At 64.1% G+C, this 25,554-nt stretch carries 23 protein-coding genes; 15 read left to right on the plus strand and 8 right to left on the minus strand.

Annotation, left to right across the window (positions count from 1 at the left end; genetic code table 11):
- Positions 1-18: 18 nt before the first annotated feature.
- From G0A00_RS12810 to cynS, 3 genes are read left to right on the plus strand one after another with little or no spacing between them, the layout of a single operon-like run.
- The gene (locus G0A00_RS12810) at positions 19-864 is read left to right on the plus strand and encodes a formate/nitrite transporter family protein (protein ID WP_164181299.1); all 846 of its coding nucleotides are present in this window, start codon (positions 19-21) and stop codon (positions 862-864) included.
- A 56-nt stretch (positions 865-920) separates the two neighbouring features.
- A complete protein-coding gene (locus G0A00_RS12815; RefSeq protein WP_164181297.1) occupies positions 921-2,645 on the plus strand; it encodes a bifunctional protein-serine/threonine kinase/phosphatase in 1,725 nt (574 codons plus the stop codon).
- Between the two features lie 20 nt (positions 2,646-2,665).
- Complete coding sequence (gene cynS / locus G0A00_RS12820) at positions 2,666-3,133, plus strand: cyanase (RefSeq protein WP_164181296.1); 468 nt, start codon at positions 2,666-2,668, stop codon at positions 3,131-3,133.
- Positions 3,134-3,318: 185 nt separating this feature from the next.
- On the opposite strand, the gene G0A00_RS12825 is transcribed toward cynS, so the two are convergent.
- Both G0A00_RS12825 and G0A00_RS12830 read right to left on the minus strand, forming a co-directional pair.
- A complete protein-coding gene (locus G0A00_RS12825) occupies positions 3,319-4,104 on the minus strand; it encodes a VOC family protein (protein ID WP_164181294.1) in 786 nt (261 codons plus the stop codon).
- Positions 4,105-4,182: 78 nt separating this feature from the next.
- Positions 4,183-4,617: a VOC family protein gene (locus tag G0A00_RS12830; RefSeq protein ID WP_164181292.1), complete on the minus strand. Its 435-nt coding sequence runs from the start codon at positions 4,615-4,617 to the stop codon at positions 4,183-4,185.
- 66 nt (positions 4,618-4,683) lie between these two features.
- Between G0A00_RS12830 and G0A00_RS12835 the strand changes: the two genes are divergently transcribed.
- Positions 4,684-5,370, plus strand: coding sequence for a helix-turn-helix domain-containing protein (locus G0A00_RS12835; RefSeq protein WP_164181290.1), 687 nt, complete (start codon positions 4,684-4,686; stop codon positions 5,368-5,370).
- Positions 5,371-5,503: 133 nt separating this feature from the next.
- On the opposite strand, the gene G0A00_RS12840 is transcribed toward G0A00_RS12835, so the two are convergent.
- Complete coding sequence (locus G0A00_RS12840; RefSeq protein ID WP_164181288.1) at positions 5,504-7,108, minus strand: FUSC family protein; 1,605 nt, start codon at positions 7,106-7,108, stop codon at positions 5,504-5,506.
- 61 nt (positions 7,109-7,169) lie between these two features.
- Complete coding sequence (locus tag G0A00_RS12845) at positions 7,170-7,619, minus strand: MarR family winged helix-turn-helix transcriptional regulator (RefSeq protein WP_164181281.1); 450 nt, start codon at positions 7,617-7,619, stop codon at positions 7,170-7,172.
- Positions 7,620-7,902: 283 nt separating this feature from the next.
- On the opposite strand from G0A00_RS12845, the gene G0A00_RS12850 reads away from it, so the two are divergent.
- Together G0A00_RS12850 and G0A00_RS12855 are read left to right on the plus strand one after the other, a co-directional pair.
- Positions 7,903-9,513, plus strand: a complete 1,611-nt coding sequence (locus tag G0A00_RS12850) for a GMC family oxidoreductase (protein ID WP_164181279.1) — start codon at positions 7,903-7,905, stop codon at positions 9,511-9,513.
- Positions 9,514-9,541: 28 nt separating this feature from the next.
- Positions 9,542-11,032, plus strand: coding sequence for an aldehyde dehydrogenase family protein (locus G0A00_RS12855; protein ID WP_164181277.1), 1,491 nt, complete (start codon positions 9,542-9,544; stop codon positions 11,030-11,032).
- Positions 11,033-11,166: 134 nt separating this feature from the next.
- Here the strand turns inward: G0A00_RS12855 and G0A00_RS12860 are convergent, their stop codons facing one another.
- On the minus strand, positions 11,167-12,213 hold the full coding sequence (locus G0A00_RS12860) for an AraC family transcriptional regulator (RefSeq protein WP_164181275.1): 1,047 nt from the start codon (positions 12,211-12,213) through the stop codon (positions 11,167-11,169).
- A gap of 137 nt (positions 12,214-12,350) precedes the next feature.
- Between G0A00_RS12860 and G0A00_RS12865 the strand changes: the two genes are divergently transcribed.
- The 4 genes from G0A00_RS12865 (at position 12,351) to G0A00_RS12880 (ending at position 16,783) form a co-directional block, all read left to right on the plus strand.
- Entirely contained in the window at positions 12,351-13,781 is a 1,431-nt protein-coding gene (locus G0A00_RS12865) for an APC family permease (protein ID WP_203595366.1), read from the plus strand.
- Between the two features lie 48 nt (positions 13,782-13,829).
- Positions 13,830-14,978 carry a tyramine oxidase subunit B gene (locus tag G0A00_RS12870; RefSeq protein WP_235953028.1) on the plus strand — a complete coding sequence of 383 codons (1,149 nt, stop codon included), beginning with the start codon at positions 13,830-13,832 and terminating at the stop codon, positions 14,976-14,978.
- A 69-nt stretch (positions 14,979-15,047) separates the two neighbouring features.
- The gene (locus G0A00_RS12875) at positions 15,048-15,470 is read left to right on the plus strand and encodes a RidA family protein (protein ID WP_164181271.1); all 423 of its coding nucleotides are present in this window, start codon (positions 15,048-15,050) and stop codon (positions 15,468-15,470) included.
- A gap of 20 nt (positions 15,471-15,490) precedes the next feature.
- The gene (locus G0A00_RS12880) at positions 15,491-16,783 is read left to right on the plus strand and encodes an FAD-binding oxidoreductase (RefSeq protein WP_164181269.1); all 1,293 of its coding nucleotides are present in this window, start codon (positions 15,491-15,493) and stop codon (positions 16,781-16,783) included.
- Between the two features lie 77 nt (positions 16,784-16,860).
- Here the strand turns inward: G0A00_RS12880 and G0A00_RS12885 are convergent, their stop codons facing one another.
- The 3 genes from G0A00_RS12885 to G0A00_RS12895 all read right to left on the minus strand — a co-directional run bounded on the left by G0A00_RS12885 (position 16,861) and on the right by G0A00_RS12895 (position 19,930).
- Positions 16,861-18,237 (minus strand): hypothetical protein, encoded by a 1,377-nt coding sequence (locus tag G0A00_RS12885; RefSeq protein WP_164214207.1) that lies wholly within the window; start codon positions 18,235-18,237, stop codon positions 16,861-16,863.
- Positions 18,238-18,353: 116 nt separating this feature from the next.
- Positions 18,354-18,992, minus strand: a complete 639-nt coding sequence (locus tag G0A00_RS12890; protein ID WP_164181265.1) for a GntR family transcriptional regulator — start codon at positions 18,990-18,992, stop codon at positions 18,354-18,356.
- Positions 18,993-19,003: 11 nt separating this feature from the next.
- The gene (locus G0A00_RS12895; protein ID WP_164181263.1) at positions 19,004-19,930 is read right to left on the minus strand and encodes a dihydrodipicolinate synthase family protein; all 927 of its coding nucleotides are present in this window, start codon (positions 19,928-19,930) and stop codon (positions 19,004-19,006) included.
- 107 nt (positions 19,931-20,037) lie between these two features.
- On the opposite strand from G0A00_RS12895, the gene G0A00_RS12900 reads away from it, so the two are divergent.
- From G0A00_RS12900 to G0A00_RS12920, 5 genes are all read left to right on the plus strand, one after another.
- On the plus strand, positions 20,038-21,456 hold the full coding sequence (locus tag G0A00_RS12900) for an FAD-binding oxidoreductase (RefSeq protein WP_235953027.1): 1,419 nt from the start codon (positions 20,038-20,040) through the stop codon (positions 21,454-21,456).
- Positions 21,453-21,977 (plus strand): TRAP transporter small permease, encoded by a 525-nt coding sequence (locus G0A00_RS12905; RefSeq protein WP_164181261.1) that lies wholly within the window; start codon positions 21,453-21,455, stop codon positions 21,975-21,977. The genes G0A00_RS12900 and G0A00_RS12905 overlap by 4 nt, the downstream gene beginning before the upstream one ends.
- Before the next feature lie 9 nt (positions 21,978-21,986).
- Positions 21,987-23,264, plus strand: a complete 1,278-nt coding sequence (locus tag G0A00_RS12910) for a TRAP transporter large permease (RefSeq protein ID WP_108970028.1) — start codon at positions 21,987-21,989, stop codon at positions 23,262-23,264.
- A 38-nt stretch (positions 23,265-23,302) separates the two neighbouring features.
- Positions 23,303-24,307, plus strand: a complete 1,005-nt coding sequence (locus tag G0A00_RS12915) for a TRAP transporter substrate-binding protein (protein WP_164181258.1) — start codon at positions 23,303-23,305, stop codon at positions 24,305-24,307.
- Between the two features lie 200 nt (positions 24,308-24,507).
- Positions 24,508-25,545 (plus strand): aldo/keto reductase, encoded by a 1,038-nt coding sequence (locus tag G0A00_RS12920; protein ID WP_164181256.1) that lies wholly within the window; start codon positions 24,508-24,510, stop codon positions 25,543-25,545.
- Positions 25,546-25,554 lie beyond the last annotated feature (9 nt).

A 25,554-nucleotide genomic window follows, 5' to 3' on the forward strand; every position in this document is an offset into this window, starting at 1 on the left:
TCTGAGAAGGATACGAGAATGTCGTATGTCACTCCCAAGGAATTCGCGGTCAAAATGGTCGACGCTGGCGAATCCAAAATCTTCATGTCCACCAAAGACACCCTCATCCGCGCCTTCATGGCCGGTGCCATCCTCGCCCTCGCTGCGGCCTTCGCCGTGACCATCGCGGTCAACACCGGCAACTTCCTGGTGGCCTCGCTGCTGTTCCCGGTCGGCTTCTGCCTGCTCTACCTCATGGGCTTCGATCTGCTGACCGGCGTCTTCACGCTGGCACCGCTGGCGGTTATCGCCAAGCGCCCGGGCTGCACCTGGGGCGGCGTGTTCCGCAACTGGGGTCTGGTGTTCTGCGGCAACTTCGCCGGTGCCATGACCACCGCGATCCTGATGGCCGTTGTCTTCACCACCGGCTTCTCGGCAGAACCGAATGCCGTCGGCCAGAAGATCGGCCATATCGGTGAAGCCCGGACGCTCGGCTATGCCGCTGCCGGCGGCGCTGGCCTGCTGACCGTCTTCGTCCGCGCGATCCTCTGCAACTGGATGGTTTCGACTGGCGTCGTCGCCGCAATGATGTCGACCTCCACCTCGGGCAAGATCATGGCCATGTGGATGCCGATCCTCGTGTTCTTCTACCTCGGCTTCGAGCATTCGATCGTGAACATGTTCCTCTTCCCCTCGGGCATCATGCTGGGCGGCCAGTTCACCTGGGCTGACTACTTCATCTACAATGAAATCCCGGTCGTTCTGGGCAACCTCGTCGGTGGTCTGACCTTCGTGGGCGGCATGATCTACGCAACCCACTTCCGTGAATCGCCGAAGCGCAACGCGGGCCGCAACGACGACGTCGCAGGCATCCCGGCGGAATAAGTCTCCCTGTCTTGGCCCCGCGAAAGCGGGGTCATTTTTCTGTTCCGGAGAGCACCATGCCCAAGGATTCCGCTGCCCCCGCGACGCTTTCGGTCACGCTTGGCCAGTATTCGAACGCCGGAGCCAAGCCGGAAAACCAGGATTTTCATGGCGCGCTGATCCCGGAGGGATCAAGTCTTGCTCTCAAGGGCATCGCCCTCGCGATTGCCGACGGGATTTCCTCGTCAAAGGTCAGCCGTGAAGCGGCTGAAACCGCCGTCAAATCTCTTCTCACAGATTACTACGCGACCCCGGACGCCTGGACGGTCAAAACCTCTGCAACCCGGGTCATTGCTGCCACCAACGCTTGGCTTCATGGCCAGAATACCGCGATCGAGGATGTGAACGCGGGACGCGTGTGCACCCTGTCGGCCCTGATCCTAAAGGGGCGCGAGGGCCACATCCTGCACGTCGGGGACAGTCGCGTCAGCCGCTTGTCCGGTGCGAGCTTGGAGCCACTGACCACAGATCACCGCGTGACGCTGTCGGCAGAGGAAAGCTATCTGGGCCGCGCTATGGGCATGGGCGATCGCGTCGACATCGACTATCGCCGCGTGTCGCTGAAAGAGGGCGACATCTTTCTGCTGACCACCGATGGCGTGCATGAGTTCATCACCGCTGCAAGCCTGCGCGACGCACTCGGCGCTCCGAACCTCGATGCCGCCGCCCGCGCGCTCGCAGATGCGGCGCAGGTCGCCGGAAGTCAGGACAACCTGACGGTTCAGATCGTCCGGATCGACAGGCTGCCGGACACTCCGGCCGATCTGGACATCGACGCCCCGCGCCTCCCGGTGCCGCCGTTGCCCAAATCCGGCGACGTGATCGATGGCTTCCGCATCGAACGCCAGATCCACGCCACCTCCCGCAGCCATGTCTTTCTCGCAACCGCGCCCGACGGCCACCGCGTCGCGCTGAAGATCCCCGCCACCGACACCGCCCTAGACGCCGACTACCTGCGCCGCTTCGTGCTCGAGGAATGGATCGCCCGGCGGCTCAGGTCCTCGCATGTCCTTCGGGCTGCCAAGGCACCGGACAGACGCACCGCGCTCTATGTCGTGACAGAGTTCGTCGAGGGTGTGACCCTGCGCCAGTGGATGACCGACCATCCCAGTCCGACCCTAGATCAGATACGCGACATCACCGGCCAGATCGCCGCCGGGCTGCGTGCGTTTCACCGCCGAGAGATGGTGCATCAGGATCTCCGCCCCGAGAACATCATGATCGACGAAAGCGGGACGGCAAAGATCATCGACCTCGGCTCGACCTCTGTCGCCGGCGTGGAAGAGGCGATGCCGGGCATGCTCGGAGAGCTCCCCGGCACCTACCAATACACCGCACCCGAGTATTTCTCGGGCGATCCGATCAGCTGGCGCTCGGATCAATATGCACTGGGCGCAATAGCCTATGAGATGCTGACCGGACGGCTGCCCTATGGCCCAAAGGTTGCCCGGATCAGCAATCGCCGTGACCAGATGCGACTGTCCTATGCGCCTGCGCGCGACGACGACAATGCAGTACCCGGCTGGATGGACGAGGCTCTGCGCCGCGCCACCCATCCCGATCCGCTCCGCCGCTATGACGCGCTGTCAGAGTTCGTCACCGACCTGTCCCGTCCGGGGGCCACCTGGAGCGCCACGCGTCATGTGCCCTTGGCCGAACGAAACCCCGTCCGTTTCTGGCAGTCCGTCGCGGCGATCCTTGCCGTGCTCTGCCTCATCCTCGCCGCCCAACTAGTCGGCTGACCCAACCCCGGAGGACCACCATGAAAGACCTTGCGCCGATCGAAGATCTTACCAAAGAAGACGTCACCGTCCTGATCATCCGCGCCAAGAAGAAGGCCGGACTGACTTGGGAAGCCATCGCGGAAAAGATCGACATGTCGCCGGTCTGGACACATTCCGCCGCCATGGGCATGAACGCCTTCACCGAAGAAAAGGCCAAGGCGCTCGCGGCTCTGCTGGACCTGCCCGAAGAGGTCGTCGGCGTCATGGTCGAAAGCCCCACCAAGGTCTGGGAGCAGACCGTTCCGACCGACCCCAGCATCTACCGCCTGTACGAAATCGTTGGCGTCTACGGCCCGACCATCAAGGCGCTGATCCACGAGAAGTTCGGTGACGGCATCATGTCGGCCATCGACTTCGACATGACCGTCGAGCGGGTCGAGAACCCCAAAGGTGATCGGGTAAAGATTGAGATGTCCGGGAAATACCTCGGTTACAACGCTTGGTGACGCAAAATGCAGGCCGCCCCCGCGGCCTGCCCTTGCACGCCATCATGCAAAGACCGGCCAGCTCATGCGCCGCAGATTGGGTCGGCATCCGCCGCGTCCGATGATGCGCAGTTGCGCAAGCCTCCGTTCCGACACGACAAGGTGCAACTCATCGCGCACCGGACATCGGGCGCTTCTGCGGCGGGTCACGCCGTCCGCTTGCCGATGAGGGCCAGCACCGCGCCCTGCGGATCTCGGGCGTTCAAGATATATTCCCCACCCGGAATCTCCTGCGGGCCCATCAGCATCTCGCCGCCGTTGTGATCAATGTAGGCTGCGGCCTTGTCGATGTCGGCGACGCGGAAATAGAACAGCCACTGGGGCGGCATATCGCCAGAGGACATCACCGCACCGAGGAGCGAGGCATGCGGCGGGTTCCGGAGCATGTCGTAGGAACCGGCAGGCCCCATATCCATGCTGTCGGCTTTCTCCCATCCGAAGCAGGCCGCATAGACCTCGAGCGCCGCCGAGGGATCGGACGTACGCAGCTCATTCCAAGCGCAATGGCCCTCTCGCGGGGCGTCTTGCGCGAAGGCTTGGCTGGGCTCATCCGAGGCTCCATGCATGAGGTAAATCGGCGCGCCCTGCGGGTCGTGCAGCAAGGCCATCCGTCCGACGCCTTGCAGGGTGGTCGGCTCCATGATCACCCGGCTGCCGCGGTCTGCCATCTGCTGCACCGAGGCATCCACGTCGTCGACGCCGATATAGCCGGCCCACATGGTCTGCGCCCCGGCGTCACAGGCTTCTGCGGGCAGTTTGAGCAGTCCACCCGCCGGTGGCCCGTCCTTGGAAAACAGGCGGTAGTCGATATCTCCGCTGGGATCCGCCGGTTCGAAGGACCAGCCGAGGAGACCGGCGTAGAACGCCTCGGAGGCGTCCGGCTCGCGGCTCATCAGTTCATACCAGATGAAATCGCCATGATGGTTGGGCATCTCGGGGCTCCATTTTGCATCTCTGTCGTCATGCGTTAGCGCGGGTTGGGCCGCATGGCCCGCGCTGCGCCTTGGTGGTCAGTCCGCTTCGGACATGGCGGCCGGGCCCTCGGCAATGGCTTCGGCACTCATCCACATCGGCTCCCAGATGTGCCCATCGGGATCGGCGAAGCTGCGTCCGTACATAAAGCCGTGATCCTGTTTCGGGCAGGGATCGAGCGTGCCACCAGCGCGCCCCGCAGCCTCGGTGATCGCATCCACAGCCTCTGCGCTCTCGCGGCTGATGCAGAGCAGAACCTGCGCTTCGGTTCGGGCATCCACCCGCCGTTTGTCGGTGAAGGTCGCCCAGAACTCATGGGTGAGCAGCATCACGTGGATCGTCTCCGACAGGGTCATCGCCGCGGCCTTGTCATTGGTGAACCGCGGATCGTTGCGGAACCCGATCGCCTCGTAGAACTGCGTGGCGCGATCAAGGTCGGCAACTGGCAGGTTGATGAAGATCATCTGTGACATCTGGCTTCCTCCCTAAGCTGAGTCTGATATGGACAGGCTAGGGCTGCGGGGTTACAAATAGCAACCATGAAGTTACAAAAAGAAACCAATGAGCGGAAAAGCCCGCATGGCAGATGGTATGCGGACGCTTGCGGCACCGCCTTTGGGCTGGAGATCCTTGGCGAACGCTGGGCCCTGCTGATCGTGCGCGAGCTCATGTTCGGGCCGCGCCGCTTCTCTGACCTGCGCGCAGCTCTGCCGGGGATCAGCGCCAAGGTCCTGACCGAGCGGCTGGCGGGGCTGGAGGCCAGCGGTGTGCTGCGGCGCGAGACGGCGCCCGAGCCCGCGCCTGCGCAGCTTTACGGCCTGACGGGCTGGGGCTACGCCGCCGAGCCGATCATCCAAGAACTCGGCCGTTGGGCCGCCGCCTCGCCGCTGCATGACCCGACCCTGCCGCTGTCGCCGGTGTCCTTCATGCTTTCGCTGCGCACCATGTTCGACGCCGGGGCCGCAGAGGGGCTCGCGGTGACTGCGGTATTTGCGATCGGATCAGCCCGCTTTACCGCGCGCCTCGAAGACGGGGCTCTGCCGGTCACGCGCGGAGAGACGGACAATTGCGATCTGCATTTCGAGGCCGACAGCGCCCCTGCGCTTGCCGCCATGTTCTACGGCGGCGTCTCGCCCGAAGATGCAGGCGTCGCGATCCGCGGAGACCGAAGGCTGGCAGACCGTTTCATCCGTCTATTCACGCTGCCGGAGCCGTTTTCGGACTAGGGTCGGATCTTGTTCTCGTTCAGGGCCAAAAGGTTACGGTCGCAGCGAATGCGCTCCGAAAAGACCGTTTGTGGGCAGCCGCCCCACGTTGAGCAAGCAGCAATTGCCCCCGGGTGTCCGCATTTTCGAGTGTCTATCGCGTGGCGCCGCATCGGGCGGTTCGATTGCAGCCCTCGAGGTAGTCATGGCCCTTGGAAGCCAAGTCCAACAAGTCTGGCGGCAGCCGTTCTCCGGCCTTGTCGAGTTCTATGGCGAGGGTCAGCAGGCGCCGCCCCCACAACTCCTTCCATCGCTTATGAGCCCTCTGGCTCGAGTGCTCGGACAAGCCGCGCAAGTCCCGTTCGAGAAGGCTTCGGCAGCGGGCAGCCAGATGCTGCCCCGGGCGCGGAACCACCATGTAGACGGCGACCATTGCGAGGGTCCCGGCGGCCATACAGAAAGCTGAAGCAAGCACCTCCGAGCTTGGCGCGGCTGCAGCGCCAGCCTGACTGGCGAGCATGAAACACATGTTGGCATCCAGTGCATAAGGTGCGCTGCGAGACGTCGCGCGGGCCAGCGCGCCGACAGCAATAAACGGAAGAATGGTGATGATCAGGCTTAGCCAGCCTCCGACGTATGGCTGAACTCCGAGGCGGTAGGCGGCGCCCGCAGCGCACCCAAGCAGGACGCCCACAGCAAGTTTGGGCGCAACCACATGCGGCAGGGGCGCCGATCCCAGAACCAGCGCGAAGATCGCCATCGAGAATGCGGTGAGTTCCGCCGCGAAGCTGCCGCTGAGGATCAGCAGAACGGACCCGGCAAAGCTCGCGATGGCTGCAAGAAGTGCCGCCCGTGCTGCCATCGCGGCGTTTCCGGGAGGAGCGATACGCGAGAAGGGACGGGCCGAGGGAGCGACAGTCTGCAGGGAGGCACCTGCTTCGGCCAACGCGCGCCGTGCTTCTATGAAACGGGCGAGCGGGCCGGTTGAAGGGCCCGGCCCCGGCGCATCCTGCAAAGCCAGCTGGCGGTTCACTGGGTCCTTGGCCAGTGCGGTTGCCGCCTCGATCAGCGCGAGCCCCGCGGCAAGGATTCCGTCGAGCGCAGCCATCCGGCGATAGCCGTCACGCGATCCGGCGGCGATCATGCGTGCCTTGGTTTCCAGTGCGGCACCAACGTGAATGAGCTCGGAGACGCTGGCGTTGCGCTGCGTCGAGGTGGTTTCATGCGCCAGGAGCAGGGCCGCGGTCTCCTCAAAACCGCGCACCAGCGCAGCCCCTTCAGAGCGAAATCCCGCCATGTCCGCGCGGGGGGTGAACAAGCCGACGATGACGGCCACCGCCACGCCACCGATCAACGTGCAGGTAAGTCGGTCGAACGCGAGGTGAACGCTTCCGGTGGTGTCAGTCAGACTCGGAATGACCACGACGGCGACGGTAATCGCACTCATCAGCGGCAGGTAGCTGGAAACACTCTGCCGCAAGTGCATCAAAGCTGCGCCGAGCGACAGGAGCAGCGCCATTCCCAACGCCGTCACCCAAGGGCCCGGAGACAGCAGGAGAAGCGCGAGCCCCGCAGCGCCCCCGATCACGGTCCCGAGCAGCCGCCAAAGGGCGCGTTCGAAGATCACGCCGCGCCAAGGCTGCGCGACGACCCAGACAGGCATAGCGGCCCAGAAGGCATGTTCGATGCCAAGAGCCGTGGCAACGGCGAAGGCTGTCCATGCGGCCACGCCCAGTCGGAGCGCGAGCCCGAGATCCATGCCTGACATCTTCTGCGTCTTCCTTTCGCTGTTGTCTCCTCCCCTTTCTAATTTCGGCGTGTCATTCGCTGCGGATGACGCGCTCCATATTCGCATCGAGTTTCGACAGCAGGCTCAGCGTCGCGTCTATGTCTCGCTGCGGGATCCCCGAGAAAATCTGGCTCCGAAGAGCGTCCAACCGGTCTGCGAGCGCCTCGATATATGCATGCCCCTCATCCGTGACGGTGACGAGTTTTGCGCGCCTGTCTCCGGGGTCCTCCGCGCGTTTCAAGAGGCCTTGGGCAACGAGTGTGTCGAGTACGCGAACGAGTGTCGGGCCCTCGATGTCCAGTTCTTCGGCAAGGTCCTTCTGCCTGTAGGGCCGTCCCTGGCGAATGAGAAAGCGAAGCGGCAAAGTCGACGCATCGCTCAGCCCGTTTTCGGCAAAGATCGCATCCATCGCCCTGCGGTAACGCCTGGATACCGTGATGAGCTGGAGACCCACGTCCTCCTGTTTTCCCGGGCGGGGCATAGGCATTCTCCCATTTTGATAGGTCACCTACCTAAAGTCGTTCTCGCGCGCCGACAAGGCTTACAGGTCGGGCCGGTCGTTCAACGCAGCGCGTTTTGATTATTTTATACGAAATATCAATTGCTTGACTTCCAAATTCCGAGATCTGCAATTTTGCACATAGTCGTGTATATAAATAGCCTTGCAAATAGTTAGCCTGCCTACTTAGTTGGAGACATACGGTATGCATCGGAGTACAAACCGGCAGGTCCCGGTCTCCGTCTTAGCAAGTTAGGAGAAATCCATGTCCCAGGACGCATTCGACTACATCATCATAGGGGCCGGTTCGGCGGGCTGCGTTATCGCCTACAACATTCTCAGTCGGAATCGGGGGAGTGTGCTTCTTCTGGAAGCGGGTGGTGACGACAACAACCTGTTCATCAAGGCCCCCGGCGGCATGGCAAAGGTCATCCCGACCAAATCCTGGGCCTACATGTCTGAGCCAGAGGGCCCGACCGGCAACCGGGCCATGACCGTGTTGCAGGGCAAGGTGCTCGGCGGCTCTTCCTCGATCAACGGCATGGTCTACGTCCGCGGGCACAAGTCTGACTACGATGCCTGGGAAGCCGAGTTCGGCGCGACCGGCTGGAACAGCACGGAGATGCTCCGTTACTTCCGCAAAGCCGAAAACAACGAAGCCATGGCCGACGAGTACCACGGCACCGAGGGCAAGCTGCACGTCAGCGAGAACCGCTATCGCCACCCGCTGAGCGACGCTTTCGTGCGCGCGGGCCAGCAGGCCGGCTACGAGTACATCACCGACCACAATGGCGCGAAGATGGAAGGCGTCGGTTTCTACCAGACGACGACCCACAAGGGCGAGCGCGCCTCGACCTCGCGCACCTATCTCGCCGATGTCCGGAAGCACCCGAGCCTGAAGCTCGAACTGAACGCGACTGTCGAGCGTATCGAGATCGAGAATGGGCGGGCGACGGGTGTGACCTACACCAAAGGCAGCAGACGGACCGTGACCGCACGCAAAGAGGTGATCGTGACCGCAGGGGCGATCGGCTCGGCAAAACTGCTGCAGCTGTCCGGTGTCGGTCCGGGGGCGGTCTTGCAGCGCGCGGGCGTCGCACAGAAAGCCGAGCTGCCGGTCGGGCGGAATTTCCACGACCACCTGCACCTGTCGATAAATGCCGCCATCAAGGAGCCCATCTCGCTGTATGGCGAGGACAGCGGACTGAAGGCCCTGCGGCATGGGATAGAGTGGACGCTCAATCGGACGGGTGTGCTGACCTCGCCAATCCTCGAAGCCTTCGCCTTCGCGGACACCTGCGGGCAGGGCTATCCGGACGTGCAGTTCCACTTCCTGCCGATCCTCGACACCTGGGATGACCCGGATCTCGTTCAGCAGGGCCAGCGTCACGGCATCACCATCAAAGCTGGGCACCTCCAGCCGAAGTCGCGCGGCGAGGTTGAAATCCGCTCGGCCGACCCGAACGCGCTGCCGAAAGTTCGTGCCGCCTACCTCGAAGACGAGCGGGACGTGCAGGGCCAAATCCGTGCGGCGCAACTGGCGCTGAAGTTCTTCGATCAGCCGGCGCTGAAGGCCCATGTCGCAGAACTCTTCTCGCCCGCCGTCCCGGCCGACGATCTGGCCGGGCTCGAGGCCTTCGTTCGCGGTGGTGTGAAGACGGTCTATCACCCGGTCGGCACCTGCCGCATCGGCCAGGACCCGGCTACCTCGGTCGTCGATCCCGAACTCCGGGTTCACGGCATCGATGGGCTGCGCGTCGCGGACAGCTCGGTGATGCCGCAAATCCCGTCGGGCAACACGAACGCCCCCACGATCGCTCTCGCCGAGAAGGCGAGCGATCTGATCTGCGGCCTGCAAAACGCCGCCGCAGCCTAAAACTAGCAAGTCTGAAGGACCCATCCCCATGGCCAAAGTAGAACTCCTCCCCGAGGTTCAGGCCTTTCTTGCCCGCCAGCAAGGCCATTTCATCAATGGCCGTGCTCTTCCGGGCTCTGCCACGGATCGCGAAGAAATCAGAAACCCCGCCACCGGCGACATGGTTGGCAGCGTCGCACGCGCCACTCCAGAAGAGGTCGAAGACGCGATCGCAACCGCCCACGCCGCCTTCAAAGGGAGCTGGGCAGAGACCTCTCCGGCAGAGCGTGAACGCATCCTGTTCCGCTTCGCCGACCTAATCGAAGCGCACGGCGAAGAGATCGCCCAGCTCGAGACGCTGCAGTCGGGCAAGCTGATCGGATTGTCGCGCATGATCGAGGTTGGTTGGGCGGCGCAGTTCCTGCGCTTCTATGCCGGTTGGGCGACCAAGATCTCGGGCGAGACCCTTCAGCCGTCCCTGCCGTCGATGGGCGGTGAGCGCTACACGGCGATGACCCGCCGCGAACCCCTAGGCGTTGTGTTCGGAATCATTCCCTGGAACTTCCCGGTGATGATCCCGGTCTGGAAACTGGGCGCGGCGCTGGCCACCGGCAACACGGTGCTGCTGAAATCCGCGTCTCCGACGCCGTTTTCGCTGCTGCGCGTCGCCGAGCTGGGCAAGGAAGCCGGTCTGCCGGACGGGGCCCTGAACGTGGTCAACGGACCGGGCAAGCTTGGTGCACAGATCATTCCCGACCCGCGTGTCGCCAAAGTGTCGCTGACCGGCTCGGTGCAGACCGGCCGTGTCATCGCCCGGGAGGCGATGGAGGCCAACCTAAAGCACGTCACGCTGGAGCTTGGCGGCAAGAACGCGGCTGGCTTCCTGCCGGATATGTCGGTGGAAGAGATTGTCGACGGCATCTTCGAGGCGGGCTTTCTGCACACCGGACAAATCTGCGCCTCGGCGGAGCGCTTCTTGGTCCATCGCAGCCAGATCGACGCGGTGTCCGACGCCCTGCGCGCGCGCCTCGGCGGGATGCAGCCGGGCGATCCGATGGACGATGCCTCTGCCTTCGGCCCGGTTGCCACGGAGCCGCAATACAAGAAGTGCCTGGAGGCCTTCGAGACCGCACGCGCCGAGGGTGACGAAATTGTCGTCGGTGGCGAGGCCTTCGATGTCCCCGGCTTCTTCGTCAAACCGACGATCATCCGCCCGAAATCGCTCGACAGCACCTCGTGGCGCGAAGAGGTGTTCGGCCCGGTCGGCACGCTGGTGGCCTATGACACGGAAGACGAGATGGTCGCCGAGATGAACGACACGCCTTATGGCCTCACCGCATCGGTCTGGACCCATGACCTGTCGAAGGCGCTGCGGCTGTCCGAGAAGGTCGAGGCAGGCACGGTCTGGATCAACATGCACACGGTCGTCGACCCGGCGGTGCCCTTCGGCGGTGCCAAGGGCTCGGGCATCGGTCGCGAGTATGGCTCGGCCTTCATCGGCGATTACACCGAGCTCAAGTCCATCATGATCCGCTACTGACGACCTCCGGCGGGGCCTTCCGAAAGGCAGGCCCCGTCTTTCTTTTCAGGGTGTCCCGATTGGTCGGCCTCCTCGGCATCGCAGTAGCCGACGGCGGCTTGGGCTGCCTCGCCCGAGTGCGCGCGACCCGGTGCTCACTCGTCGCCAGCAGAGGCCGAAGACCTGCGTGCCTTGCTCGGGCTGCGCCCCGTCCAGCTCTTGAAAGCGCGCCAGAAAGACGTGCCGTCGGCGTAGCCCAAGGTCGAGGCGACCGCCTCAACTGAAACCCCCATTTGCGTCAGAAGGATTTCGGCGCGCTCTTGACGATAGGAGCGCAGAAGCTCTTTCAGCGTGGTGCCTTCTTCGGCGAGGCGCCGCTGCAGCGACCGTCGGGAGGTCTGCATGACAGGCGCGATCGTCTCAAGCGTGATGGGCTTTGCCCCGAGATAGAGCGCGATCAGCGCGCGCACCTGTTCCGATGCCGACTGCCCCTCCCCCGCCCTTTCCAGCATGCTCGCCAGATGCCGGTCGATCAGGTCGAGCATGTCCGGGTCCTCTTCCCTGTAGACCCGATGCGCATCCTTTGGATCGATGACCAGCATGTTGGTGGCCTGAGAAAACAAGACCGGCGCATCGAACCAGCGTTCGACCCTGCCGGGGGCATCGGGCGGAGGGTGAGAAAAATGCACCTCCAGAGGACGCCAGCGCAGATCGTAGCCCTTGCGGATCAAGCTGCACATGCCCGCGAGGGTGAACTCATTGTCCTGACGGCTCGGGCCGACCTGCGATGCGGTGATCATATACCGCAAGATCACATGCTCGGCCTCCTCTTCCAAGGTCACCTGTGTCCCACTCTGAAGCGCTGACGTGAAGCGGACGAGGCTTTCGAGGCCGCGGTAGATCGTGGCGCATTGCGTCGCGCGCAGCCCCATCGGACCAAAGCCGCCCGGCCTGACACTCGCGCCGAGACGGAGACCGAGGTTCGGATCGTCCAGAGAAACAGCCGCATCTTCGAAGAAGCCGAGGTAAGTCTGCAGCGGGACCGGGGCGTAATCGTCCTCGAGGACGCGCGAATCGAGTCCATGGCGCGCAAGCAGTTTTCGCAATGTGCCCGAATTTCCATCAAACATATCGAAAATGGGCCTAAGAATTATGGCCCTGACAGACAGCAAGTGCGGCAGTGGTCTGACCTCAGTCGTCATTTTGCGCGCCTTCCCGTTGCCAGATGCCACTTGGCGCAGAGTATCGGATTTCTGGCGCGCGCTGCAATGGCCTGAGTAGCCCCTCCTAATCCTAACAAGGGTCCAACCAAGACCAACATGTAACAGGGATGCACCTCATGACTGACGTGACTGGCAATGGCCGACTTCAGGGCAACTCCATAAGTCTTGCCCACATCGTTTTCTTCGTCGTGGCCGCAGCCGCTCCGATGACGGCGGTTGTCGGTGCGACACCACCCGCCTTCGCCTTCGGCAACGGCGCAGGCGTTCCGGGCGCATTCGTTCTGGCGGGGCTGCTCTATCTTCTGTTCTCCGTGGGCTACACGGCGATGACCCCCTACATCACCGGGGCGGGCGGGTTCTTCAGCTACATCTCCAAGGGCCTCGGCGGGGCGGCGGGGATCGGCGGCGCGCTGATGGCGTTGATGGCCTATTTCGCCATCCAGATCGGGATCTACGCGCTCTTCGCGGTCTTCATGCAGGCCACGCTGGCACCGCTCGGCATCGAGCTTCCCTGGTGGGTCTGGGCCTTGGCGGCGCTGGTGGTGATCGTTTTCTTCGGCCGCCGGAACATCGCGATCTCGGGGCGGATCCTTGGCGCCTGCATGATCGCCGAGCTGCTGATCCTGTTGCTTCTGGATGTCGCCATCGTTCTGCAGGGTGGCGGCCCCGAGGGCATGACCCTGTCGGGCTTCCGTCCCTCCGAGGTCTTCGGGCCCGGGCTGGGTGTCAGCATGGTCTTTGTGCTGGGCGCTTACATCGGCTTCGAGGCGACGGCGATCTTCGCCGAGGAAGCGCATCAACCGGAACGCACCATCCCGCGCGCAACCTATGTGGCCGTCTTCCTGATCACCGTCTTCTACGCGTTCTCGACCTGGGCGATCTCGCAGTACTACGGCCCCTCCTCTGTCCGCGCCTCGGCTGAGGCCGCGCTGGAAGGTTTCTACTTCGACGCGGCGGCCGACCTGCTGGGTCCGTGGTCGGTGCAGGCGATGAACCTTCTGCTGCTGACCAGCCTCTTTGCGTGCCTGCTGTCGTTCCACAACACGCTGAACCGCTATTTCTACACGCTGGCAAGCGAGAGCCTCGTCTGGCGCAAGATGGCGCATGTGCATCCCGATCATGGCTCGCCCCATGTCGCGGGACTGGTCCAAGCTGGCCTTGTGGCGCTGATCATCGCGGCCTTCGCTTTCGGAGCCGCCGATCCCTACACGGTCGTCTTCAGCTGGATGGCGGGCCTCGCGGTGCTGGCGATCCTCGGGACGCAAATCCTCGTCTCTGTCTCCGTCATCCGGTTTTTCCACCGCGAACAGCACAGACGCTCCGCGCTCGTGGTGCTCGTGGCACCGGCGCTGGCAACCCTTGGTCTGCTCGGTGCCTTCGCGCTGGTGGGAAGCAACATCTCCCTGCTGACCGGCAGCGAAAGCCCCATCGTCCTGGCCTTCCCGATCCTCGTCATTGCGACCGGCGCCTTCGGCGCAGTGATCGCCCTGACCATCAAGGCACGCAACCCGGCGCTCTATGCCGGACTGGGCCGTGGGCTCGACTGAGCCCGCCCTGATCCCCCGAAACGACATCCCATGAAAGGACCGCATTCGATGAATGACCTGAGCAACCTTCCGAAGATCGATTTCATTTACCTGTCGGAAGAGGACATGATCAAAGCCGGCGTCACCGACATGCCCGCCTGCGTCGACTGTATGGAGGAAATGTTCGCGCTGCTGCACCACGGCGACTACCGCATGGCCGGGCCGAACAGCGACAGCCATGGCGCGATGATCACCTTCCCCGAGAATTCTCCGTTCGAGACCATGCCGAAGCCCACCGCCGACCGTCGCTTCATGGCCATGCCGGCCTACCTGGGCGGAAATTTCGGCACCGCAGGCGTCAAGTGGTACGGCTCCAACATCGCGAACCGCGACAAGGAACTGCCGCGCTCGATCCTGATGTTCACGCTGAACGACGCCGACACCGGCGCGCCCCTCGCCTATATGTCTGCCAACCTGCTGTCGGCCTACCGCACCGGCGCGGTGCCGGGGGTTGGCGCACGCCACTTGGCGCGCAAGGACTCCCGCGTTGTCGGCATCTTCGGTCCCGGCGTCATGGCCCGCACCGCGCTGGCGGCCTTCGTCGCGGCCTGCCCGCAGATCGACACGGTGAAGGTGAAGGGCCGCGGGCAAAAGAGCCTCGACGTCTTCACCGCTTGGGTGAAGGCCAAGTATCCGCAGATCACCACCATCGAGATCGTGGATGACATCGAGGCCGTGGTCCGCGACAGCGACATCGTCACCTACTGCGCCTCGGGCGAGGTCGGGAACCCCGACGACTACCCGATGGTGAAACGCGAGTGGGTCAAGCCGGGCACTTTCCTGGCGATGCCCGCGCCCTGCAACTTCGACGCCGGCATGGAAGCGCCCGAGATCCGCAAGGTGCTCGACAACACCGGCCTCTACGAAGCCTGGTACGAAGAGGTCCCGAAGCCCGCGCACAATGTGATCCCGCTGGTCGGCGTCAAGTTCATGGACATGATCGCCGCCGGAACCATGGACCCGAACTCGCTCGAGGATCTCGGCGCCATCGTCGCGGGCGACGCGCCCGGCCGCCGGAACGACGAGGAAATCGTTCTGATGTCCGTCGGCGGCATGCCGGTCGAGGACGTGGCCTGGGGCACCGTCGTCTATCGCCGTGCGATCGAGCAAGGCATCGGCGTCAAGCTGAACCTCTGGAACGAACCCGAACTGCGCTGATCGCGCGGCCGAGGCCTCCCATGCTCCCGGCCATGGCCGGGAGCCTTCCATTCTGAAGGACCCTTCCACATGACCACGATCACCAAGATCAAAACCGGCTCGAAATTCGAGGATCACGCCAGCTACTCCCGCATCGTCGCGGTAGACGACTGGATCTTCGTGTCCAACACCGCAGGGCGGAATCCCGAGACCAAGGAAATCCCCGAGGACGTGACCGAGCAGACAGAGCAGGTCTTCGCCAATATCGAGCGCGCGCTTGCCGCCGTCGACAGCTGTCTCGCCGATGTCGTGGCCAGCCGCGTCTTCATCCAGGACCCGGCGGATACCGAGACGGTCATGACCCGCATCGGCGAGAAGTTCCGCGGCATCGACCCGACCACCACGGTGACCTGCCCGCCGCTTGGCTCCACCGTCTACAAGGTCGAGCTGGAAGTCACCGCCTATCGCGGAGCTTCGAAGGCCGAGATCACCTACAAGACCGTCGCGATCTGATCGCGGAAAGGAGGACCATCATGGCACCACGTATTGCGCCTGTCGCAACCTCGACAGAAATGCCCTCCCGGACCGAGGTCGTCATCATCGGCGGCGGCATCGTCGGCCTGTCCGCGGCGCTGACGCTGGCAGAGCGTGGCGTGCCCGTGGTGGTTCTCGAAAAGGGCCGGATCGCTGCGGAGCAAAGCTCGCGCAACCTTGGCTGGGTGCGCAAGACCTCGCGCGCGGCCCCCGACGTGCCGCTGGCGCTGGCGGCGGACCGGCTTTGGGCCGGGCTGCCCGAGCGGACCGGGCACGACGTGGGCTACCGGCAGGCGGGGATCATGTTCCTCGCCCGCACCGCGGCTGAACTGACCGCGCACGAGGCGTGGCTGCAATCGGTTGAAGGCCTCGACCTCGGGGCGCGGATGCTGAGCCCGGCAGAGATCGCGGCACAGGTTCCCGGTGGGCAAGGCAACTGGCTGGGCGGCGTCACCACACCGTCAGACGGCCGGGCCGAGCCGACGCTAGCCTCGAGCGCGATCGCCGCGGCGGCCATCGCCAAGGGCGCGCATATCGTCGAGGGCTGCGCGGTGCGCTGCCTGCAGACCAGCGGCGGACGGGTGAGCGGTGTCGTCACCGAGCGTGGCGAGATCGCCTGTTCCGAGGTTCTGCTGGCGGGGGGCCTCTGGTCGCGGCGTTTTCTGGGAAATCACGGCATCAGCCTGCCGACGCTGCCCCTGACCCTGTCGGCCTTCAGGACGGCACCGATGGAGGGGCCGACCGAAGCCGCCGTGGGCGGGCCGGACTTTTCGTTCCGCAAGCATCAGGATGGCGGCTTCATCATCACGCAGCGCGGGGCCCTGTCCTGCCCACTGGTGCTGGACCACCTGCTCATCGGCACCCGCTACATGCATCTGCTGAAAGACCAGCGCGCCCTGCTGCGCATCACGCTGAACGAGCAGACATGCCAGGACCTAAAGCTGGCCAGGCGCTGGAAGACACATAGCACGAGCCCGTTCGAAAAGGTCCGCGTGATGGACCCGCCGACCATCCCTGCCCTGAACGAAGAGGCGCTGACCAACCTCAAGGCAGCCTGGCCGGTCTTTGCCGAGGCGCAAATCGTCGAAGCCTGGGCTGGCACGATGGATATCACGCCGGATTCAAAACCTGTCATCGACCGAGCCGAGAAGATCCCCGGCCTGACACTTGCCACCGGCTTCTCTGGTCACGGGTTCGGCACCGGACCAGCGGCTGGACAGTTGGCGGCCGATCTGGTGACCGGCGCCGCGCCTCTCGTGGACCCAGCGCCCTACAGGTTCGACCGTTTCTAGGCCGGGGTTGCCTCGCAGGCGCAGACCAACGAAAGCTTGGCGCGCCCGCGGCCTGCGCTCAAACTGCTGTGCCGCGGTCAGCTTCCGATCAGGTTCTTGACGCCTGCGACAATCGCCGAGATTTCCTGCTGCGCGGGATCATCGTCGACGGCCTCTTCCAGAACGACCCCCGAACACACAAGAACCAGCGTAGAGACGAGAATCTGGCTCGAGACGCGCCAGGCAAAGAAATCGCGAAACGCCCGCTCGACGAACCTGCGCGCCGCCGCTTTTACGCCTGCCATCGGAGACGCTGGTGGATTTTCAGAGAGACCCTGCGCGCGACGGACGAGGGTCATGGCGGGGACATCTTCGATGACCTCGCCTTCCTTGGCAAAGCGCCCGGTCCGCTTCCATCCGGTGGTGATCTGCCGGCAATGGTGGAACAGGAAGGCGCTGCTGTTGAAGGCCCAGTTGAACATGAAGCCTTCAAGCTCGTGGGTACGCCACTGAACCTTGCCGAGCGGACCGGACGGGCGAATGCACCATTTCGGCGGACAGGGCTTGTCTTCGGCCTTGCGGAAGGCGTGGTCCTTGTGGCGGACCAACGTGCCCTCTTCGGCGCTGATCGCGTATCTCCAGACGCCCTTGAACCGCGTGAACCCGATCCACGATCGAGCGGTAACATCAAAGACCGTGTCCATGCCCTGCGACAGCACCAATTCGTCAATGTCGCAGGAGAGAACCGCGCGTGCCTCCCGAAGAAAGCGCAGCCGGGCGGAATTCAGCGCACAGGTTTGCAGGAACAGCTCTCGGTTCGCATAGGGTTTGACCCCGCGTGGTCCGAAGGGGAGCTCCGTGCGAAGGATCAGCGCGTCCAGCCCGGCATTCTCCAGAACGTCCTGCAACTCGTCGCGCGTGTAGCTGGTCGACCCGTTGTCGATAAAGATGATGGCCTCTGCGCCTTGGGTCTCGGCATGAAACCGGGCGAAATCCTCGATCCAGCAAAGATCGTTGTCCTTGGACATGGTGAGGATGACGTTCTTGTCGCGAAACCGCGCCGTCTCTGGGACCCGAACGTCGGTTTCAATGACATGCCCATCGATCTCGAGCGCGATGCGCTGCGGTCGTGTCGGGCTGCGAAGCAAAACCACGCTGTGCCGGTAGAAGGTCTGTATCTTCGCGCGCACGCGCTGGCCATCAAGGGACAGCCGGCCCCGCCGGAACAACGCCGCGAAGTTGTTCAGTCGCGGGCAGATGAGCGTGACGTAGCCATCCTCCCAGATCGCATCGAACCACAGGGTTGTCGCGTCGAAGCTCTCTTCGTAGCCGCAGCGCTGATATTCGATCATGACCCGGGATTTGCGGCGGTAATGCGTGTCCTGCAAACTCGCCGTGGCGAAGTCTGGTCCCATGATCTGCGGCCTTTCCATACAAGCTTGACCGCTGCGATATAGGTGCCTGGCGAGTCGCAAACAACGAAGAACGCGGTTCCCGCATCACGATGTCGTTTGCGCTGCACGCAAAGGGCATCTCATCCAGCGCCCTATGTTTGCGAAAACGCCTTTGGGACGGCGCCTTGGTCCGCGCCCTAAATCCGAACCGCGCGCTGTTTCGCGCTTCCCAGATGCGCCGCCAGCGCCTCTTCCGCGGCAGCGGCATCGCGGGCGATCAGCGCATCGATAAGGGCGAGGTGTTCGTCCATGACGGAAACCACGAGCTCTGGCAGCATCCGCGTGTCTTCGTTGCGGATCAGCCGGATTTTGATCGAGTTGGTGCGGTAGATCGCCGAGATGATGTCATTGTCGAGCGCGTCGATCATCCGGTCGTGCATGTCCCAGTCCATCTGCTGCGCGGTGGCCAGAAGCTGCGGGCTCACCCCCTGCAACGCCGCCTCGCGAATGTCGAGATGGCGGCGCCGCAACTCCTGAAGTTCATCGTCGGTCGCGACCGTGACGAAGTTGCGCACCGCCTCACGCTCGAGCACCGCGCGCAACTGGAACGCGTTGCGGATCAGGCCAACGTCCACCTGCACGATCTGCAACCCGCGGTTCGGCACGGTGCGGATCAGGCCATCCGCCTCAAGCCGGGGGATCATCTCGCGGATCGCACCTAGTGGCATGCCGGTGATCTTCACCAATTCGCGCTGCGACACGAACTGTCCCATCGAGATCTGACGGGACAGAAGCTGTTCGGTGAATGTCTCGTAGGCCTGGTCGCGCAGCGTCATGTCTTTCTCCGTCAGGGGACCTGTGTGGCCGCGAGTTCTTCCACGCGGGGGGCCAGTGCGGCAACCACTGACGCGTCGGCAGGCTGCAGAGGCGCGCGGGTGCGTTGCCATCCGTCCTCGCCGCGGGCAGCGCCGACAAGCGCCTTGACCAGCGGTGTCACCGGAACCTGCACAATCTCGCCCACGAGGGAATCCAACGCGGGCTGCGGCTCGCCCGCGTGCACGAGGCGCCGCATCACCCCGGGAAGCAGGTTGGCCATGCCGCTGATCGCGCCGGCACCACCAAGCGGGGCCGCGCGGGCAAGCAGCCGCTCGTCACCGATCAGGATCGCCAGATCGTCCATCGGCAAGAGCGCCGCCGCGTGATCCCAACTGCCCGCGCTGTCCTTGACGCCATAGATCGCCGCGCCGCAGGCATCCTTCAGGCGGCGCACCAGCGGCGCATCAAAGCTGACGCCGGTGACCTGCGGGATGTGGTAGAGGATGATCTCGGGGCTGGCATCGCCAAGGCGCGCGACAAATTCAGTCACCCAAGTGAAGAGCGCATCGTCGGTGATGCCCTTGAAGTAGAACGGCGGCGCCAGCAGCAAGCGCGAAGCGCCGCCCCTGAAAGCGGCACGGGCCTGCGCCTCTGCGGTCTCGGGATCACAGGCTGCAATGCCGACGGTGATCCTGTCGGCGGGCACGCCCGCGTCTTTCACAGCGTCCAGCATCGCCGCGCGCTCGGTCATGCCAAGCGAGGCGCCTTCGCCCGTGGTGCCATAGAGCGTGATCCCGTCCACCCCCTGCGCCACGACGTCGGCGGCATGCGCCGCCAGCCGCGCAAGATCCACCGATCCGCTTTCGGTGAACGGTGTCACCATGGCCACCGAGACCCCGAAAAGATGGGCACGGGGCGCGCTTTTGGCGCTCTGGTCAAGGGTCAAAGGGGCGGACATGTGTTTCTCCGAGGCTGAATGCATGACTGACATGTTGGTGGGTTGACAGTGATATTGCAAGCTGTAAATTTCGAAGCAGTTGGTGCCCTAGAGGAGGAGTGCGCTGCATGGACGGAGGAGTCCCCAATCCTGCATGCCAGCCGGAGGCCTTGGCCGCGATGCTGTCCGGACTGCCCGAGATCGCGCGCGCTGCGCTTGTCGATCCGGTGCCGCCGCGCAACTGGAACGACTGGTCAGCGCTCGCGCCGGAAGCGCCTGCCGCGCTGTTCTGTCCACGCTCTGCCGAACAGGTCTCGGCGATCCTCGCCGCCGCCAATGCCGCACGCGTGCCGGTGGTGCCGCAAGGCGGTCTGACCGGGCTTTGCGGCGGAGCGCGCCCGATCTCGGGCGGCATTGCGCTGTCGCTCGAGAAAATGGTCGGCATCGAGGAAATCGACGAGGCATCTGCCACGATGACGGTGCTCGCGGGAACACCGCTTGAGACCATCCAGAAGGCCGCCGCAGAGCGCGGGCTGTTCTTCTCGCTCGACCTCGGCGCGCGCGGTTCCTGCGCCATCGGCGGCAATGCCGGGACCAATGCGGGCGGCAATCGGGTGATCCGCTACGGCATGATGCGCGACCTCGTGCTCGGCGCCGAGGTGGTGCTGCCCGATGGCACCATCGTCAACGCGCTGTCCAAGCTCATCAAGAACAACACCGGCTACGACGTGCGGCAGCTGTTCATCGGCTCGGAGGGCACGCTTGGGGTGATCACCCGCTTGGTGCTTCGCCTGCACCCTGCCCCCGGCTGCACCCATGCAGCGATCTGCGGCCTGTCGGATTATGGCAAGGTGGTCGATCTGCTGCGCGGCGCGCGGCGCAAGCTGGGACCGACGCTTTCCGCATTCGAGGCGATGTGGCCAGACTACTGGCAGGTGGCCTGTGCCGTGCCGGGGGTGCGAGATCCGCTCGAGGGGACCCACGCCCATACCGTGCTGATCGAGGCGCAGGGCACCGACGAAGAGATCGACGGGCCGCGCTTCATGGCCTTTCTCGAGGCGATGTTCGAGGAAGGGGTGATCGAGGACGCAGCGATCTCGCAGAGTCTCTCGGACGTGCAGTCCTTCTGGGGCGTGCGCGATGCTTGCGCCGAGTTCAAGACCACGCTGGGGCCGCACCATGCCTATGACGTCGGCCTGCCTACCGGACAGATGGACGCCTTTGCCGATGCCTGCCGCGACGCCGTAGCCGCGGCGGTGCCCGAAGGTCGGTCGGTCTATTACGGCCATATCGGCGACGGCAACCTGCACCTGCTGGCTTGGGTGCCGGGGGCAGAACCGCAGCCGGGCGAGGCGCTCGATGAGGCGGTCTATGCCACGGTGCGCGCTTTCGGCGGCTCGGTTTCCGCCGAACACGGCATCGGCACGACCAAGAAGAAATATCTCGAATTCTCCCGCACTCCGGAGGAACTGGAGGTGATGCGCCGGGTCAAAAACGCACTCGATCCCAACGGCATCCTCAACCCCGGCAAGGTGATCGACGCATGAGACTGCTCCGCGCACTAGAGGCGCATTTCGAGCGCGCCATCCTTGCCACCATCCTCTTCGCGCTGGTCGCGATCCTCGCCGCGCAGGTGGTGTTTCGCTACATCGTTGGCTCGCCGCTGGTGTGGTCCGAGGAACTGGCCCGCTACCTTCTGGTCTGGTGCACTTTCATCGGCGTGAGCCTCGCGGTGCGCGAGGGACGCAATATCTCGGTCGATCTGCTGCCGGTGCTCTGCGGCACGCGCTGGCTGCGCGCCTTCGCGGTGCTGGCGCTGCTCGGCTCCGGGCTCTTCTTCGCGCTGATGGTCTGGTACTCGGTTCCGCTCACCCAGCGGATCGCGAAGATCGGACAGGCCTCGCCGGGACTGGGGATACAGATGTGGCTGGTCTACCTCGCGGTGCCGGTCGGCATGGGCATGGCCTTGCTGCGCGCCCTTCAGGCGCTCTGGCTGCTGGTCCGCGACGGGGCCGTTCCGGGCCTTGACCTGACGGACGAGCACGCCGTCATCCACGAAGACGTGTAGGGGGCCCTGATGCTTGCCGTTTATTCTCTTGGCTTCTTTATCGTCGTCTTGCTGCTGAGCATTCCGGTTGCCTTCGCGCTCGGATACGCGGCGCTGCTGCCCGGCTGGCTTGGCGCTCCGACCAACCCGGGGCAAGTGGTACGCTCGGTGGTCACTGCGCTCGACAGCTTCCCGCTGCTGGCAGTCCCGCTGTTCATCTTGGCGGGCGAGATCATGACGCAGGGCGGGCTGGCTCGCCGTCTGTTCAGCTTTGCTGACGCGGTCTTCGGCCGGTTCCGCGGCGGTTTGGCGATGTCTACCGTGGCGGCCTGCATGCTGTTCGGAGCGATCTCCGGCAGCTCGCCCGCGACGGTGGCGGCGATCGGGTCCATGGCGGTACCCTTGCTGGTGGCGCGCGGCTACGACCTTCGCTTCGCGACCGCATTGGTCACCGCGGCGGGCACGCTCGGCGTCATCGTACCGCCCTCAATCCCGATGATCATCTACGGCATGTCCGCGCAGGTTTCGGTCTCGGCGCTGTTCATTGGCGGCATTGGCCCGGCCCTTGTGATTGGCGCGCTGCTGATGCTCTACGCCCATTTCTACGGGCGCAAACACGCCGCGCGGATCACCTCTGACGCCGGAACGGTGAGCGCTGCGAAAGCCTTCCGCCAAAGCTTTTGGGCCCTCGTCGCGCCTGTCTTCGTGCTGGGCGGCATCTATGCCGGGGCGTTCACCCCGACCGAGGCAGCGGCCATCGCCTGCGTCTACGGCGGCTTTGTCGCCATGGTGATCTTCCGCGAGCTTTCGCCGTCCGATCTGGGCCGCGTGCTGGTCAACACAGGGCTGACCATCGCACCGATCCTGATCATCGCCGGAACCGGGGCGGCGCTTGGCCGGGTGCTGACACTGCTGCAGGTGCCTGCCGCCATCGGCGAGTTCATCGGCGGCGCGATTGACGAGCGGATCATCCTGCTGCTGCTCATCAACGTGATCCTGCTGGGCGTTGGCATGGTCATGGAAACGCTCTCGGCGATCATCGTGTTGACCCCGATCCTGCTGCCCGTGCTCGCCCCTTACGGCGTCGATCCGGTGCATTTCGGACTGATCATGGTGGTCAATCTTGCGATCGGCTTTGCGACGCCGCCGGTGGGGGTAAACATCTATGTCGCGAGCGGCATCACCAAGCTTTCGGTGATCCAGATCTGCCGCGGCCTCGTGATCCCCATCGCCTTGCTTATCATCGGCCTTCTGGTCGTCACCTATTGGCCGGGGCTGACGCTCTGGCTGCCAAGTCTCGCCGGTTGACGACCGCCGAGCGCAACACCCACAGGGAGGACACCACCATGAACTTGAAGACGCTTTCGGTTTCAGCACTGCTCGCGCTTGGCGCAGCGATGCCCGCCGCCGCCGCCGATTATACGATGATCCTCGCGCATACGCTCAACGACAAGTCGCACCCGCTCTACCAAGCGTTCGACAAGATCGAAAAGGAGATCGAGGAAAAATCCGACGGCCGGATCGACGTGCAGCAGCAGGGCGGCGGCGCATTGGGCGGAGACCGCGAACTGATGGAGTCGTTGATGCTGGGCGACGTGCAGTTCGTACCGACCTCGACCTCGGGCGCGGTGCAGTTTGTGCCGGAATTCGCAGCCTTCGAAATTCCTTACGTTTTCCCGACCGACACGGCGCGGCTGCGCACGATCCTCAACGACAGCGAGTTCTCGGCCTTCATCGACGGCAAGCTGGCGGAGAATGGCATCAAATTCGGCCTGTTCCACAACGCTGGCTTCCGTCAGCTCACCACCTCCGAAGTTGCGGTGCACACGCCGGAGGACATCAAGTCGAACAACCTGCGTATCCGCGTGCCCGAGAACCCCTATTCGGTCGCGACGTGGGAAGCCATCGGCGCTGCCCCGACCCCGATTGCGTTTCCCGAGCTTTACGGCGCGCTGCAGCAGAACGTCGTGGACGGTCAGGAAAACCCCTTCGGCCATATCCTGTCGCAGCGGTTCTATGAGGTGCAGAAATATCTGACCACAACCAGCCACATCCTGCTGGCCAACGTGAACCTCATCAACAAGGAGTGGTACGACAGCCTGCCCGAGGATCTGCAGCAAGTGGTCGACGAGGTGCTTGTGGATGCTGCCAACTTTGAGTGGGACGTGCAGGACGAAATGCTGAGCGAGCAGCGCGCGCAGATCGCCGAGCATATGGAGATCATCGACCTCAGCGAAGACGAACTGCAGCAGTTCCGCGATGCGACCGCGCCGCTGCAGGACATGGTGCGTGAGAAGATCGGCGACGAGGCCGTGGACTCGCTGCTGAGCGCGATCAACGCCAACAGCTGATGAGACACAGGCGTGGGGCGGCATTTGCTGCCCCACGCCATCGCCGATGCGAGCTTCCTCACCGGGATGTTGAACGGAGTGGGACCGGCAGCCAGCGCCAGATCGCGCGGCACTCTAGCTGTAGACCCGTGTCGCGATGCGGGCTCCCGCCCCCTCAAACCTACACTGGCCAAGACGCAAATTCCTGAAGGAACATCCGCATGACCATCACTGCATCCACGCCCCGGCCTGTTGGCGACACCGGGCTGACCCTCACCGCCCTTGGCATCGGCTCGGCGCCTCTTGGCGGTCTCTATGCCGATGTTCCGCGCGAGCAGGCGCTGGCCACGCTTGAATGCGCTTGGGACCTTGGCATCCGATATTTCGACACGGCGCCGATGTATGGGCTCACCCGCTCCGAGCATCTCGTCGGGCACGTGCTGCGCGAGAAGGACGACAGCTACGCGCTCTCGACCAAGGTGGGCCGGCTGATGACCACCGAGCGGCACGGTCGGCCACTCCCCCCCGAACCGCCGAAGAACCCGCTCGATCCGGGCTTCGTCAACGCCCTGCCCTTCCGCGAGGTCTTTGACTATTCGTATGATGCCGTGATGCGGAGCTATGACGACAGCCAGCAACGACTCGGCCTGCGCCGGATCGACCTGCTCTACGTCCACGACATCGGCCCGGTCACCCATGGAGAGGCGAACGCCCACCATTGGAACGCCCTGACCAAGGGCGGCGGCTTCCGCGCCCTTCAAGAGCTGAAATCTGCTGGCGACATCAAGGGCTTCGGGCTTGGCGTCAACGAATGGGAGGTGATCCGCGACGCGCTGGAGGAAACCGACCTCGATTGCTGCATGTTGGCTGGGCGCTATTCGCTTCTTGACCGCGATGCCGAAGACAGCTTCCTGCCGATCGCGCAAAAGCGCGGTGTCGCGCTGGCGCTTGGCGGGGTCTATAATTCCGGCATTCTCGCCGCACCCAAGGGCGGGCGGCGCAAGTTCAACTATGCTGACGCACCTGCCGAGATCATCGCCCGCGTCGAGGCGCTTCGCGAGGTTTGCGACGGCTACGGCGTGCCATTGGCCGCCGCAGCGATCCGCTTCCCCATCCGGCACCCTGCTGTCACCTCTGTGGTGATCGGCGCCAAGAGCCCCGCGCAGCTTCAACAGAATGTCGACTGGTTCGGCACCGAATTGCCGGACGGCCTCTGGTCCGACCTCGACGCCGCGCTTCTCGCGACCCAAGGCCACTGACAAAGGGCT

Origin of the sequence: Salipiger sp. PrR002 (assembly GCF_010500775.1) — a bacterium.
GTDB lineage: Bacteria > Pseudomonadota > Alphaproteobacteria > Rhodobacterales > Rhodobacteraceae > Salipiger.

Coding starts and splice junctions, on each gene's coding strand:
- G0A00_RS12840 (WP_164181288.1), bottom strand. CDS start 7,108: ATGGATCTCGGGCTCGCGCTCCGACTGGGCGTGGCCGCATGGACAGCC.
- G0A00_RS12815 (WP_164181297.1), top strand. CDS start 921: ATGCCCAAGGATTCCGCTGCCCCCGCGACGCTTTCGGTCACGCTTGGC.
- G0A00_RS12915 (WP_164181258.1), top strand. CDS start 23,303: ATGAACTTGAAGACGCTTTCGGTTTCAGCACTGCTCGCGCTTGGCGCA.
- G0A00_RS12830 (WP_164181292.1), bottom strand. CDS start 4,617: ATGTCACAGATGATCTTCATCAACCTGCCAGTTGCCGACCTTGATCGC.
- G0A00_RS12900 (WP_235953027.1), top strand. CDS start 20,038: ATGGACGGAGGAGTCCCCAATCCTGCATGCCAGCCGGAGGCCTTGGCC.
- G0A00_RS12865 (WP_203595366.1), top strand. CDS start 12,351: ATGACTGACGTGACTGGCAATGGCCGACTTCAGGGCAACTCCATAAGT.
- G0A00_RS12850 (WP_164181279.1), top strand. CDS start 7,903: ATGTCCCAGGACGCATTCGACTACATCATCATAGGGGCCGGTTCGGCG.
- G0A00_RS12870 (WP_235953028.1), top strand. CDS start 13,830: ATGAATGACCTGAGCAACCTTCCGAAGATCGATTTCATTTACCTGTCG.
- G0A00_RS12845 (WP_164181281.1), bottom strand. CDS start 7,619: ATGCCCCGCCCGGGAAAACAGGAGGACGTGGGTCTCCAGCTCATCACG.
- G0A00_RS12890 (WP_164181265.1), bottom strand. CDS start 18,992: ATGACGCTGCGCGACCAGGCCTACGAGACATTCACCGAACAGCTTCTG.
- G0A00_RS12910 (WP_108970028.1), top strand. CDS start 21,987: ATGCTTGCCGTTTATTCTCTTGGCTTCTTTATCGTCGTCTTGCTGCTG.
- G0A00_RS12860 (WP_164181275.1), bottom strand. CDS start 12,213: ATGACGACTGAGGTCAGACCACTGCCGCACTTGCTGTCTGTCAGGGCC.
- G0A00_RS12855 (WP_164181277.1), top strand. CDS start 9,542: ATGGCCAAAGTAGAACTCCTCCCCGAGGTTCAGGCCTTTCTTGCCCGC.
- G0A00_RS12895 (WP_164181263.1), bottom strand. CDS start 19,930: ATGTCCGCCCCTTTGACCCTTGACCAGAGCGCCAAAAGCGCGCCCCGT.
- G0A00_RS12825 (WP_164181294.1), bottom strand. CDS start 4,104: ATGCCCAACCATCATGGCGATTTCATCTGGTATGAACTGATGAGCCGC.
- G0A00_RS12835 (WP_164181290.1), top strand. CDS start 4,684: ATGAAGTTACAAAAAGAAACCAATGAGCGGAAAAGCCCGCATGGCAGA.
- G0A00_RS12880 (WP_164181269.1), top strand. CDS start 15,491: ATGGCACCACGTATTGCGCCTGTCGCAACCTCGACAGAAATGCCCTCC.
- cynS (WP_164181296.1), top strand. CDS start 2,666: ATGAAAGACCTTGCGCCGATCGAAGATCTTACCAAAGAAGACGTCACC.
- G0A00_RS12905 (WP_164181261.1), top strand. CDS start 21,453: ATGAGACTGCTCCGCGCACTAGAGGCGCATTTCGAGCGCGCCATCCTT.
- G0A00_RS12875 (WP_164181271.1), top strand. CDS start 15,048: ATGACCACGATCACCAAGATCAAAACCGGCTCGAAATTCGAGGATCAC.
- G0A00_RS12810 (WP_164181299.1), top strand. CDS start 19: ATGTCGTATGTCACTCCCAAGGAATTCGCGGTCAAAATGGTCGACGCT.
- G0A00_RS12920 (WP_164181256.1), top strand. CDS start 24,508: ATGACCATCACTGCATCCACGCCCCGGCCTGTTGGCGACACCGGGCTG.